The organism is Marinomonas aquimarina, assembly GCF_900089755.1.
Lineage (GTDB): Bacteria > Pseudomonadota > Gammaproteobacteria > Pseudomonadales > Marinomonadaceae > Marinomonas > Marinomonas aquimarina.
In genome coordinates, this window is sequence record NZ_FLOC01000003.1 from 82,993 (window position 1) to 96,022 (window position 13,030).

Below are 13,030 nucleotides of genomic sequence, written 5' to 3' on the forward strand. Positions count from 1 at the left end.
CGTTCCTTTGTTAGCGCAGCACTACATCATACTGATCTTGAGTGTAGACGGGATCCACTTGGAATCGAATGGTTTTGCCGATAAAGGCCTCCAATTCAGCCACGGCGGTACTGTCTTCATCTAAAAAACGCTCAACGACGGAGTTACTGGCCAGAACTGTATAGGTCTGCGAATTGTAAGCCCGATCAGCACGCATGATCTCGCGCAGAACCTCGTAACATACCGTTTCAGGCGTTTTGATCACCCCACTACCACGACAGGAGCGACATGGTTCGCACAACACTTGGCCAAGACTTTCACGAGTCCTTTTACGAGTCATTTCCACCAAGCCCAGCTCTGAAACACCGGTAATTTTGGTTTTGGCATGATCCGTTTCTAAGACTTTCTCCAGCATACGCAACACTTGACGCTTGTGCTCTTCATCTTCCATATCGATAAAATCAATGATGATGATACCACCCAGGTTGCGTAGACGCAGTTGACGACCAATGGCGGTGGCTGCCTCTAAATTGGTCTTATAAATGGTCTCTTCCAAGTTACGACTGCCGACAAAGGCCCCCGTATTGACGTCAATTGTCGTCATTGACTCAGTTTGCTCAATCAATAAGTAACCACCCGATTTCAGCTGCACTTTACGATCTAAGGCACGCTGTATCTCATCTTCGACACTGTAAAGATCAAAAATTGGACGCTCACCAGGATAGTACTCGATACGATCCATCAAATCTGGAATAAAGTCTTCGGCAAAACCACGTAATTTGGCGTAGTTTTCACGGGAGTCAATGCGAATTTTTTCCGTTGAAAGGCTCACTAGGTCACGCATGGTACGTAAATGCAGCGGTAAATCTTCATAGATGATCGCTGGCGCTTTGGTACTGGTAATACGTTTTTTAACGGACTGCCACAAACGCGTTAGGAAATTGATATCGGAAAGAATTTCCTCTTCACCTGCACGTTCCGCAGCCGTTCGCAGGATGTAACCACTGGTTTCATCACGATCTTCTAGGGCTTTAGACACCAAAGATTTGAGTCGCTCGCGCTCTTCTTCATTATCGATGCGCTGACTCACCCCCACATGGGCTTGGTCAGGCATATACACTAAATAACGCGATGGGATAGACAAGTGTGTGGTCAGACGTGCACCTTTGGTGCTAATGGGGTCTTTGGTCACTTGTACTACCAAAGATTGCCCTTCACGCAAATAATCGCCGATTTGATCACTGGGATTGACCGCATCTCTGTCAGACACTTCTGACACATGGATAAAAGCAGCGCGCTCAAGGCCAATATCGACAAAGGCGGCTTGCATGCCTGGTAAAACACGCACCACCTTGCCTTGGTAAATGTTGCCAACAATCCCTTTGCGGGTAGAACGTTCAATATAAACTTCTTGCAGCACCCCATTTTCAACCAGCGCAACGCGGATCTCCATGGGAGTGACATTAATCAATACATCTTCACTCACGAACTTTCTCCTTTAAAGGGCTGATGCCGAATTCGCTTAATAACTGTGTGACTTCAAAAACAGGAAGCCCTACAACCGCCGAAAACGAGCCTGAGATGTGTTTTACAAACATCCCACCTAACCCCTGAATCGCATAGGCGCCTGCTTTATCCGCAGGCTCACCTGTGCGCCAATATTGTTCGATTTCAAGATTCGAAATCTCTCTAAATAACACCTCGGACACAACGTTACAGGTCGCCACGCGATTCAAACCGCCATTGCAGACACATAAAGAGGTCATCACTTGATGCTTTTGCCCAGACAGCGCACGCAACATCTGCTGCGCATGCTCAAAATTTTCCGGCTTGCCAAGAATCTCATCACCCAATACCACGCTAGTATCCGAGGCAATGATAATATCTCGGTGGGACAGGTCAGAGCGATTGGCTATGGCTTCCGCCTTCTCGCGCGCCATGCGCACCACATACTCCTCAGGCTTTTCTAAACCGTAAGGCGTCTCATCAATGTCCGCCGGCATAACGGAAAACTCATTCACCAAGGTGGACAAGAGCTCTTTTCGACGAGGTGATGCGGAGGCAAGAATAATCATGACGTTCCTTTACTGTATCGAATATAGACGACGAATGCTGCGTAAGAGCACAAATAGCCAAGGCCACAACAGCGCGGAAATAACAGCCGGCATAAAGATCATCAGGGTGGGTTCAGCATCGCCGGTGTAATGGTCAATCCAGAACCCGACCAGTTGATTCATGGAAATTAACAGAAAAATAAAAATACTTTGCTGCCAACGGCGATACATTCGTAGGCGCTTATACAAGGTGGCGCAGGTGGCGGTTACAATGACATAGGTTAAAGAGTGCTGACCGATCACGCCCCCTTGCAACAAATCCACCAAAAGGCCTAACACCCAAGCAATCCCTACCCCAACTTTGAGGGGCAGCGCTAACACCCAATACAAGATGACCAATAAGGTCCACTCTGGCTTGTACCAGATCAAAGAGGTTGGAAAGACCAGGCCTTCGAGCATCAAAGCGACGATAAAGGTTAAGATAAAAACGATCGAAGACTTCATTGACTATCCTCTAGCGCACGCTCAATCAACATGACATGACGACTACGACCCAGCTGGGCCAGCGGCACCACTTCGACATCCGCATAAGGTTTACCGGAAACATGAGTCACAGTACGCACTATGCCAACGGGATAGCCCACTGGGAAGCGATTGGCCAAACCACTGGTGGTCAAAATATCGCCTTTCTTGATGTCAGCGGTATGTGGCACACTCATCAATTCCATACGCTTCATATCCCCCGTCCCGCGCAACACACTGCGAAAACCGGTTCGTGCCAACTGCACTGGTACAAAGTGGCTAGCGTCAGCAATCAATAGCACACGACTGGTGTAGGCTGACGTTTCTACCACTTGACCAAGAACACCGGTCGCATCAAGCACAGGCTGCCCCACATAGGCACCATTAGAGAAGCCCTTATCGATTAAAATTTTGTGGCTGTAGGCATTTTGGTCAAAACCAATAACCTCCCCCATCACCACCTTTTCATCGACTCGCTGGGAAGCGTCCAACAGTTCTCGCAAGCGTACGTTCTCGGCCTTCAGAGCATCAAAACGCTGTAACTGGCCGCGGAGCATCAACAGCTCTTGATTCAAACTTTGGTTTTGGGAAACAAGATCTTCACGACTATCTAGGTGCATTTCCGCCCAGCTAATCATTTTTTGAGGCGCGCCAACAACCACCTGAATCGGCGTCACCAGCCAACTCAGGTAGGGTCGAACAGGGCTAAAGAGCTTATACTGCAACTCCCCTACGATCATCGCAACGGACAGCAGCACCAGCATCACAACGCGTGCGCTGGAGACTTTGCTTGATAAGAATACGGAATTGCTAATGGGGAAAGCTCCTACACTTAATCACTCTCTGGTGAGAATAACTCTGATGCGTGCTTATCCATCATTTCAAGTGCCATACCGCCACCACGTGCCACACACGTTAGTGGGTCGTCGGCAACAATCACAGGCAAACCAGTCTCTTCGCTAATCAGACGGTCGATTTCACGCAACAGCGCGCCACCACCAGTCAATACCAAGCCAGACTCTGCAATATCTGCTGCAAGCTCTGGTGGCGATTGCTCTAGAACGGCTTTCACCGCTTGTACGATTTGAGTGAGCGGTTCCTGTAAAGCTTCTAAAATTTCACTGCTCTTCAATGTAAATGAACGAGGCACACCTTCTGCTAGGTTACGACCACGAACATCGATTTGAAGTTCCTCACCAGTATGGTAAGCCATACCGATTTCCGTTTTGATGCGCTCTGCAGTCGCGTCACCAATCAAGCTACCGTATTGACGACGCACATAAGTCGTGATGGCTTCATCAAAGCGATCACCACCGACACGGATAGATTCTGACGTTACAATGCCATTCAAAGAAATAATGGCGATTTCTGTGGTACCACCACCGATATCGATCACCATTGAGCCCGATGCTTCTGCTACTGGCAAACCTGCACCAATCCCTGCTGCCATTGGCTCTTCAATAATGAAGACTTCACGCGCCCCAGCGCCAAGAGCAGACTCTTTAATTGCACGGCGCTCCACCTGAGTGGATTTACACGGCACACACACCAGCACCCGCGGACTTGGTTTCAGCATGCTGTTTTCATGAACTTTGGAAATAAAGTACTGAAGCATTTTTTCAGTAACATGGAAGTCAGCGATGACCCCGTCCTTCATCGGACGAATCGCAGTAATGTTTCCAGGCGTACGTCCTAACATGCGCTTCGCATCTGCACCAACAGACGCTACAGTTTTCTGATTTCCATTGTGGCGGATTGCGACAACAGACGGTTCATCCAAAACGATTCCACGATCGCGCACGTAAATAAGGGTATTAGCTGTCCCCAAATCTATGGATAGGTCGCTTGAGAACATTCCCCTAATTTTTTTAAACATGAATTTCTACACCCTGAATAGATCCATTACGAATAGTCAGAAAATGTAACAACCAGCTGTCCTTTGGGCAAGCCGAAACCTCACAATTATGCGATTTCTTTACTCATATATCTTTGTTTATTGGCGTTTTTTCACTCTCGATAGGAATATTCGATATTTTTTCAAGCTGCGCTTTCTACCATTTCCCAATGGCGCTACAATGTCCGCATTTTTTGAAAACCGATAAAATTAGGTGAAACATGTCTCTAGAAAAGCAAGACGTGCTCAAAATCGCGCACCTTGCTCGTTTAGCGTTGGATGACAACGATGCCGAGCAATACCAACACTCACTAACGAGTGTTCTTGATCTGGTTGAACAAATGCAATCTGTTGATACGGACGGTGTTGAGCCACTATCGCACCCATTGGAAGCGAAACAGCGCCTACGTGAAGACGTGGTGACAGAAGAGAATCGCCGCGAAGCCTTCCTTGCTAACGCACCTCAAACCGAAGCGGGCCTTTTCTTGGTTCCTAAAGTTATCGATTAAGAGCTTACTGACATGGTTGATCAAAGCATTGCATCGCTCGCGCAAAAACTGCGAGCAAAAGAAATTTCCAGCGTTGAATTGACGCAAGACTACCTAGCTCGTATTAAACAGCTAGACGGCCAACTAAACAGCTTCATCACAGTGACGGATGAAGTCGCGCTAGCGCAAGCCGAAGCCGCAGACAAACTGATCGCAGCTGGCTCAACAAGCGCTCTAGCAGGCATCCCCATTGCTCACAAAGACCTATTCTGTACCGATGGCGTTCTGACCACTTGTGCTTCCAAAATGCTGCACAACTTCGTACCGCCATACGAGTCTACCGTAACAGGCCGCATGCTGGCGTCTGGCGTGGTCACCTTGGGTAAAACCAATATGGATGAATTCGCGATGGGTTCATCAAACGAAAACAGCTATTACGGTGCGGTGAAGAACCCATGGAACCTTGAAAAGGTACCAGGTGGCTCTTCAGGCGGCTCAGCCGCGGCCGTAGCAGCAGGTCTTTGTGTTGCCGCGACCGGTACTGACACCGGCGGTTCGATCCGTCAGCCAGCCTCTTTCTGTGGTATCTCAGGTCTTAAGCCAACTTACGGCCGCGTATCGCGTTTCGGTATGATTGCGTACGCATCCAGCCTTGACCAAGCAGGCCCGATGGCACGCTCAGCGGAAGATTGTGCGCACATCCTACAATCTATCGCAGGCTTTGATGGCAACGACTCCACTTGCTCTGAAGTGGCAATTGAAGACTACACTGCAAATCTTGACGCGCCGCTAGACGGGTTGACGATTGGCTTACCAAAAGAGTACTTCGGTGATGGTCTAAACAACGACGTTGCCACGGTTATTCAAGACGCCGTCAAAGAATTCGAAAAATTAGGGGCTAAGGTTAAAGAGATCTCTCTTCCTAACCTAAACCTAAGTATTCCTTCTTACTACGTGATCGCCCCATCGGAAGCGTCTTCTAACCTGTCTCGTTTCGACGGCGTTCGTTACGGCTACCGTTGCGAAGAGCCAAAAGACCTAATGGATATGTACAAGCGCTCGCGTGGCGAAGGCTTCGGTAAAGAAGTACAAAAACGTATCATGGTCGGCACTTACGCCCTGTCTGAAGGTTACTACGATGCTTACTACCTAAAAGCACAACGTATCCGTCGCCTAATCAAAGAAGACTTTGTTAACGCTTTGGCAGAAGTCGATGTGATCATGGGCCCAGTGGCACCTACCACTGCGTTCGGCATTGGTGCGAAAACAGACGACCCAATCGCCATGTACCTAGAAGATATCTACACCCTATCGATTAACCTTGCCGGCATTCCAGCCATGTCGATCCCAGCAGGTTTCGCGGACGGCATGCCAGTTGGCCTACAAATCATGGGCAACTACTTCGCAGAAGCCAAGCTACTGAACGTTGCACACAAGTTCCAGCAAGCAACCGATTGGCACACCAAAAACCCTAGCTTGGCAGAAGGAGCATAATCATGAATTGGGAAGTTGTCATCGGCTTGGAGATCCACGCCCAACTATCGACTCAGTCAAAACTATTCTCTGGTGCAGCGACAAGCTTTGGTGCTGAGCCAAACACTAACACCACTCTAGTTGACTTAGGCATGCCTGGCGCACTGCCTGTGTTCAACAAAGAAGCGCTACGTATGGCGGTCATGTTTGGCTCTGCGGTAAACGCAGAGATCGGCATGACATCCGTGTTTGCACGTAAGAACTACTTCTACCCGGATCTTCCAAAAGGCTACCAAACCAGCCAAATGGATCACCCAATTGTAGGCAAGGGCTTCCTAGACATCACCTTAGATGATGGCACAGTAAAACGTGTGGGCATTACGCGCGCGCACCTTGAAGAAGATGCCGGCAAGTCTTTGCACGAAGACTTCCATGGCATGACAGGAATCGACCTTAACCGTTCCAGCACCCCTCTTCTTGAGATCGTTTCTGAGCCAGACATGCGCTCAGCGAAAGAAGCGGTCGCTTACGTTAAGATGATTCACTCAATCGTTACTTACCTAGGCATCTGTGACGGCAACATGGCCGAAGGTTCGATGCGCTGTGACATCAACATTTCTCTACGTCCAAAAGGCCAAGAGGAATTCGGCACACGTACCGAAATCAAGAACGTCAACTCGTTCCGCTTCATTGAGCGTGCGATCTATACGGAAATTGAACGTCAAGCTGACATCCTAGAAGATGGTGGCAAGATCGTTCAAGAAACACGCCTATACGATCCAGACAAAGATGAAACGCGTAGCATGCGTTCTAAAGAAGACGCCAACGACTACCGTTACTTCCCTTGTCCAGACCTACTGCCAATCGAGTTAACGCAAGAATACGTTGATGACATCGCAGCCAATCTGCCAGAACTACCAATGCAGAAAGCTGAGCGCTTTATGTCTGAGTACAAGCTAAGCGAATACGATGCTGGCGTACTATCTGCGACCCGTGCGATGGCGGACTACTTTGAAGAAGTAGCAAAAGCTGCTGGCAACGCAAAACTTGCGGCCAACTGGGTCATGGGTGAACTGAGCAAGTACCTAAACACCGAAGGCAAAGAGATCACTGAATCTAATGTCAGCGCTGAACAGCTAGGTGGTCTATTGGTACGTATCGGCGATAACACGATCAACGGCAACACTGCGAAAAGCGTGCTGCAAGCGATGTGGGAAGGCCAAGGCTCAGCCGATGAAATCATTGAAGCAAAAGGCCTAAAACAGGTAACCGACACTGGCGCGATTGAAGCTATGATCCAAGGTGTGATTGAAGCCAACGCTGCTCAAGTTGAGCAATTCCGTGCGTCTGATGAAGACAAGCAGAAGAAGATGATCGGCTTCTTTATGGGTCAAGTCATGAAGGCCTCTCAAGGTAAAGCCAACCCAGGTGTCGTTACCCCTATCCTGAATAAGCTTCTTAAAGGCTAAACAGCTACCTAATTAGCCCCTAAAAGCCCGCCTGATGCGGGCTTTTTTTATGCACTCTATCAACACAAGCATTCGTCATATAAAAGCCATCACGCCGACTCATCCAGCCATTGAATTTCTAACCATGGCCGTATCTTCACACTCCAATATGTTATACATTCTGCTACCCTTAAGGGAGCGAGCTTTTATGAGTCGGTGTAACGCCGACGGCTGACCTCGCTCAATTAGTTGTAGAATTTTTGATTTGTTGTAAAAAGGGCCCCATGAACTGTCAACCCAACTGTGGCGCATGCTGCATTGCTCCATCGATCTCCAGCCCCATTCCCGGCATGCCGAATGGTAAGCCAGCAGGTGTACCGTGCGTGCAACTTGACGCTGAATTTCGCTGCAAAATCTTTGGTCAGCCTGATCGGCCTGCTGTTTGCGCTGGGTTTAAAGCCGTTGAATACATATGCGGCAGTCATCGAGACCACGCCATAGCGACACTTGATGAGTTGGAATCCTCTACCTCTCCAATTCGCATCATTAGGGACAGCACATGACATCATCCAAACTCAAAATTAGCATCGCCTTGCTCGCCTGCACCCTTGTGGCAGGCTGTTCTTCGAACGGTAGCAAAATGAGCCAAGGGGAGACTTTCATTAACACTCCCCCAAGCGACACTCAGATTGAAAACAGCGTGCGTGAACAAGTCTCTTGGATGCTCGACGCCTTCACTCCCATTGCTGGACAAGCACTGCCAAATCAAACTGTTTTGGACGCCTACCAATTTCGAAATTTTGAGCCTTTTTGGATTAAAGAAAAACAGCTAGACCGAGCGATTTACAAGCTTGTCGATATGCTAGAAGATGCATCAAGCCATGGCCTCAATCCGGTTCACTACCATCTAGAAACGATCAAAGAATACCTTAGTATCGCCTCACCAAGCTCTCAGCAACTTGCTGAACTAGATGTACTCACCACCATGGCGTTATCCAGCTTTGCGCACGATCTTTCCAACGGCCGCTACGAACCACAACTGATTGACCCTAATTGGCAATTAGACGCCCCCAATGACGACTGGAAAAACCTGTTGTTTTTGGGCTCGCCATCGGACATTACTACTTATCTGCCCACTTTAGTGCCACGCCACCCTGATTATCAGGTGCTGCAGAATTGGCTTACCACCTACCAAGAAACGGCACGCAAAGAAGGCGATATTCGAGTCAACACCGGCCCACCACTGCGCCTAGGTGACGAGTCCCCACGGGTTGCGCAATTACGAGCCCGCTTAGTGCAATTAGGAGACATTCGCTTTTCATCACAGAAGGTCAAAGAAAATTACTTTGATCGCGATGTTCAAGCAGCCTTAATGCGCTTTCAAAAACGCCACCACCTTGAAGCCGATGGCACCGCGGGCGTACAAACCATACAAGCCCTCAATATCAGCTTAGCGCAGCGTGCCAAACAGATTGCCTACAACCTCGAACGCTGGCGCTGGCTGCCTTCACAACTAGAAGACAATCGTATCTGGGTCGATTTGACGGATTACAGGGCCCACATCCATCTCAACGAGCAAAGCGAAAGCATGAAGGTGGTGATCGGCAAACCTGATCGTAAAACCAATGTCTTTTATGGCAAATTGACTTACATGGTGGTCAACCCCACTTGGCGTGTCCCTATGCGTATTGCACGGGAAAACTTGCTGCCTAAGCTTCAGGATAACGCCAACTACTTAACAGAAAATGGCTACCATGTGTTCAGCAGCTGGAGCATTGGTGCCCCTCAGCTCGACCCACTGGCGGTTGATTGGCAAGCTATTCAGCCGGACGAACTGCGTTACCGCTTTGAACAAGCAGCTGACGATGACAACGCCCTAGGGGACTACAAATTTATGCTGCCCAATAAATTTGATATTTACCTTCATGACACACCAGCCAGACACTTGTTTAATGAAACAGAACGAGCCTTTAGCTCAGGGTGCATTCGCCTAGAACGGGCCGAAGAATTTGCCAATCTATTGGCTGCAGGCAATCGCAGAACAGAGCAGCGGCTTGCCAAGGCACGTGCATCACAACAAACCACTGAGGTGCCATTGCATCATTCGATGGCAGTGTATCTGGTGTATTTTACCGTCGTTCCAAATACCAACGGCATGCCGGAATTTCGTCACGACATTTACGAACGCGATGATCTAATGAAAGAAGCCATGGGGTACGCCCCCTTTACTCCCAAAGAAAGCATTTAATCAGACTAGTCACCCAAAAATAAAGAAGGGGCTTAATGCCCCTCCTTTATTTCACCATAACACACACCGTAATTTCTTCTCGATCATGATACAGATGCTTATACTGCATCTCATAGCGCAAGCCATTTTGAGCCAATTGACCAGCAATGAGTTCAAGACATTGCACCACTTCTTGGTAACGTTTTTTCATTGGCAGTTTTAAGTTGAATATGGTGCGTTGAGTCCAACCTTCACACAACCATTTTGCCATCAGCTCCGCCACCAAAATCGGACGCTCCACCATATCGCATACCATCCAATCCACTTTAACTGGCGGCTGAAATTTGAAACCATCTTCGGTCATATGGGAAACCAAGCCCGTTGCCATCAACTCTTTTTGCATTGGCCCATTATCCACCGCATAGGTATGAATACCACGCACAACGAATTGATACGTCCATCCCCCTGGGCAAGCGCCTAAATCCACCGCATGCATACCATCATGCAAATCTTTCTCACGTCGACTCTCTGGCACAAATTGCAACAACGCTTCTTCCAGCTTCAACGTTGATCGGCTAGGCCCTTTAGCAGGAAAACGCAAACGACGAATGCCCAATGGGAACTCAGAACGGCATTCAGCGTAACTCACCCCTAGGTAGGCTTGGTCACCTTCCATGAAAAACACATGGTGACGCACCCCCACCGCTTTCTTGCGCAACAGGCCCGCTTTTTTCCAGCCTGTTAACAATGGCTTTTCAATCTTTTTAATCAAGCCAGACAGTGCTTTTGCTTCATTGGTATCAGCGGTCTCAAACCAAATGTCTTCCGCTAATGGCAGTTCTCGAGCCGCCTCAAGCAATGCTTGTACACGCCCACCTTTCTCGAAATCAATGACATCATTCACGGCAATGATTTGACGAGCAAAAATCAGATGATTAAAGGAAAGGGACTGAATCAGTGACTCCGCACCGTGATCATCTCCGGTGTGATACAGCACATAACCAGAATTTTCAGAGGGTACACCATAGCCGTAAAGCCCATGCTCCGCTGCTTTGTCTGAGATTTCAGCCAATGCATCTTTCTCGAACCCTGGGCGACAATAAATTAAAATATTTTTCATAATGGCGAGGTGTTTTTCTTTGGAATAGTGAATTTAGGCCATGACAAAGATGGCTCGAAAAAATGTGTTTGGCAGATAGCCTTGGCCGCTGCGGAGAACGCCTCTCCTTGTTCGGGCCAAGCCTGAAACGCATACGCCTGAGCTTGCCAAGTAAAGGCTAACGAATAGGCGTGCAAATAGCCACGATCCGCCTCACCTCCGGAATAACGTGTATCTCCCAAGATCGGCGCGCCTAAGCTTTTTAAGGCCACGCGTATTTGATGGGTTTTACCCGTCAAGGGCCGTAAAAAAAAGTAACGTTTCCTCTCAAATGCCACACTGAAAAGTTGTGTAACAGCAAAATTATCCCCTTGAGAGGTGAGCTTCCATTGGCCACGTCGACTAGGCTGCATGGCTCCGGCAATGGTACCTTGCTTCTTTTTCGGCTTACTGGCTGACACCGCGAGGTAACGCTTTTCAAATTGATGTTCGGCAAACATCGCACCAAATTGCGCCGCCGCTTGTTTATGGGTGGCGAACAGCATAATGCCCGATGTCATTTTATCCAATCGATGCACTGGATAAAACGTTTGCTCAGGAAAGGTATTTTGTAGGCGTTGAGCGAAGCCTACGCCGTCTTCAGAATGAAAGCTTTCTCCTGCTGGCTTGACCACTACCCAGAAGTCAGCGTGCTGGTAGAGAATTTCAATATTGCTCATGGGTTACTCTTATTCTGATAGATCCATTTCAACACGGTTGCGACCGTTCTTTTTAGCCAAGTAAAGTGCGGCATCCGCACGGGCTAAAATCTGCTCGTAACGCAAAGTATTGTCTTTTATCTCGGCAACGCCAACACTGGTGGTCACGGCAATAGGGGCATCTTGATCATCAAGATAGATACGCAAATCCCCTATTTGGACCCGTAAACTCTCCATAATTTCAAAGGCTTCCTGTAAGCGCGTATTCGGCAGAACCATCACAAACTCTTCGCCACCATAACGCCCCACCCAATCACCACGTCGCGCAGCATTTTGCATCGTTTGCGCGCAGCGTTGCAGTACACGGTCTCCCACTTCATGGCCAAAGCAGTCATTGATTTGTTTAAAGTGATCCAAATCTAAAATGGCAAAACAGCAGCGTTGATTACTGATCACTGCGTCGGCAAACACATTTACCGCTTCCGCCAGCACTTTTCGCCTGTTACTCACCTTGGTGAGGTCATCGACTTCTGCGTGATAGCGTAAATGTTCATTTAGTTTGCGCAGCTTATTTACGACCACTCCGGTGATCAACACAATCATGATCATGGCGGCAATAAAGGTGGCCAAGGAAACAAACAGCTGCACATCTTTAGACGCATAGCCAGTAGTGAGCGGTGCAAAGAGTTTATTGAAAGCAAAGACAAGCAAGGCAAACCAACAAACGGACAGCTGTTCTTTACCGCTCTCGACTCGAAAGCCCGCCACAGAATAGGCAGCCAGAATAATCAACAACCATGGAAAGTGACTATCGGAGCCATAAAATAGAAAAGTACACAGGGAGACATACAATGCACAGGCAAACGGAAACAGTACTCTTGCGCTGCGTGAGTGGCCTTTGATTGAGAGTAGGAAACCAATACATGAAACACCAGCCCCTGCCCAATGCAGCAAAGACTCAACCAACCAGCCTTGGGCGGTAAATATCATCGCAGATACCGTACCGACCAACATGGACAGTAAGTAAGTGATGTTAACCACTTGCTTTCGATTATGGTCAACATCTGCGCTGTTTCGTGACCCAATCAAAGCTAGTTTTTGCAAATATTCGCTAAATAAAGACAACGTTTGTCCTATACGACATGAAA

The 13,030-nt window shown here is 48.3% G+C and carries 13 protein-coding genes; 5 read left to right on the forward strand and 8 right to left on the reverse strand.

The window, feature by feature from the left end:
* Positions 1-10: 10 nt before the first annotated feature.
* The 5 genes from rng to MAQ5080_RS04055 form a co-directional block, all read right to left on the reverse strand.
* A complete protein-coding gene (rng, locus tag MAQ5080_RS04035) occupies positions 11-1,465 on the reverse strand; it encodes a ribonuclease G (RefSeq protein ID WP_067207264.1) in 1,455 nt (484 codons plus the stop codon).
* Positions 1,458-2,054 carry a Maf family protein gene (locus MAQ5080_RS04040; RefSeq protein ID WP_067207261.1) on the reverse strand — a complete coding sequence of 199 codons (597 nt, stop codon included), beginning with the start codon at positions 2,052-2,054 and terminating at the stop codon, positions 1,458-1,460. Before MAQ5080_RS04040 ends, rng begins: the two co-directional genes overlap by 8 nt.
* Before the next feature lie 9 nt (positions 2,055-2,063).
* The gene (gene mreD, locus MAQ5080_RS04045) at positions 2,064-2,537 is read right to left on the reverse strand and encodes a rod shape-determining protein MreD (RefSeq protein ID WP_067207258.1); all 474 of its coding nucleotides are present in this window, start codon (positions 2,535-2,537) and stop codon (positions 2,064-2,066) included.
* A complete protein-coding gene (gene mreC / locus MAQ5080_RS04050; RefSeq protein ID WP_269447862.1) occupies positions 2,534-3,322 on the reverse strand; it encodes a rod shape-determining protein MreC in 789 nt (262 codons plus the stop codon). The genes mreD and mreC overlap by 4 nt, the downstream gene beginning before the upstream one ends.
* Positions 3,323-3,387: 65 nt before the next feature.
* Entirely contained in the window at positions 3,388-4,431 is a 1,044-nt protein-coding gene (locus tag MAQ5080_RS04055; RefSeq protein ID WP_067207255.1) for a rod shape-determining protein, read from the reverse strand.
* Positions 4,432-4,670: 239 nt separating this feature from the next.
* On the opposite strand from MAQ5080_RS04055, the gene gatC reads away from it, so the two are divergent.
* The 5 genes from gatC (at position 4,671) to MAQ5080_RS04080 (ending at position 10,106) form a co-directional block, all read left to right on the forward strand.
* Positions 4,671-4,958 (forward strand): Asp-tRNA(Asn)/Glu-tRNA(Gln) amidotransferase subunit GatC, encoded by a 288-nt coding sequence (gene gatC, locus MAQ5080_RS04060; RefSeq protein WP_067207252.1) that lies wholly within the window; start codon positions 4,671-4,673, stop codon positions 4,956-4,958.
* A gap of 12 nt (positions 4,959-4,970) precedes the next feature.
* A complete protein-coding gene (gene gatA / locus MAQ5080_RS04065; protein WP_067207249.1) occupies positions 4,971-6,431 on the forward strand; it encodes an Asp-tRNA(Asn)/Glu-tRNA(Gln) amidotransferase subunit GatA in 1,461 nt (486 codons plus the stop codon).
* A gap of 2 nt (positions 6,432-6,433) precedes the next feature.
* Positions 6,434-7,879 carry an Asp-tRNA(Asn)/Glu-tRNA(Gln) amidotransferase subunit GatB gene (gatB, locus tag MAQ5080_RS04070; protein WP_067207246.1) on the forward strand — a complete coding sequence of 482 codons (1,446 nt, stop codon included), beginning with the start codon at positions 6,434-6,436 and terminating at the stop codon, positions 7,877-7,879.
* 263 nt (positions 7,880-8,142) lie between these two features.
* On the forward strand, positions 8,143-8,421 hold the full coding sequence (locus MAQ5080_RS17170; RefSeq protein WP_082861039.1) for a YkgJ family cysteine cluster protein: 279 nt from the start codon (positions 8,143-8,145) through the stop codon (positions 8,419-8,421).
* On the forward strand, positions 8,418-10,106 hold the full coding sequence (locus MAQ5080_RS04080; protein ID WP_067207243.1) for a L,D-transpeptidase family protein: 1,689 nt from the start codon (positions 8,418-8,420) through the stop codon (positions 10,104-10,106). Before MAQ5080_RS17170 ends, MAQ5080_RS04080 begins: the two co-directional genes overlap by 4 nt.
* 46 nt (positions 10,107-10,152) lie before the next feature.
* On the opposite strand, the gene rlmM is transcribed toward MAQ5080_RS04080, so the two are convergent.
* The 3 genes from rlmM to MAQ5080_RS04095 are packed head-to-tail and all read right to left on the reverse strand — an operon-like array spanning position 10,153 to position 12,923.
* Positions 10,153-11,205, reverse strand: coding sequence for a 23S rRNA (cytidine(2498)-2'-O)-methyltransferase RlmM (gene rlmM / locus MAQ5080_RS04085; protein WP_067207240.1), 1,053 nt, complete (start codon positions 11,203-11,205; stop codon positions 10,153-10,155).
* Positions 11,202-11,903 carry a TIGR01621 family pseudouridine synthase gene (locus MAQ5080_RS04090; RefSeq protein ID WP_067207238.1) on the reverse strand — a complete coding sequence of 234 codons (702 nt, stop codon included), beginning with the start codon at positions 11,901-11,903 and terminating at the stop codon, positions 11,202-11,204. Before MAQ5080_RS04090 ends, rlmM begins: the two co-directional genes overlap by 4 nt.
* A 9-nt stretch (positions 11,904-11,912) precedes the next feature.
* Positions 11,913-12,923 carry a GGDEF domain-containing protein gene (locus tag MAQ5080_RS04095; RefSeq protein ID WP_156496529.1) on the reverse strand — a complete coding sequence of 337 codons (1,011 nt, stop codon included), beginning with the start codon at positions 12,921-12,923 and terminating at the stop codon, positions 11,913-11,915.
* Between the last annotated feature and the right edge of the window lie 107 nt (positions 12,924-13,030).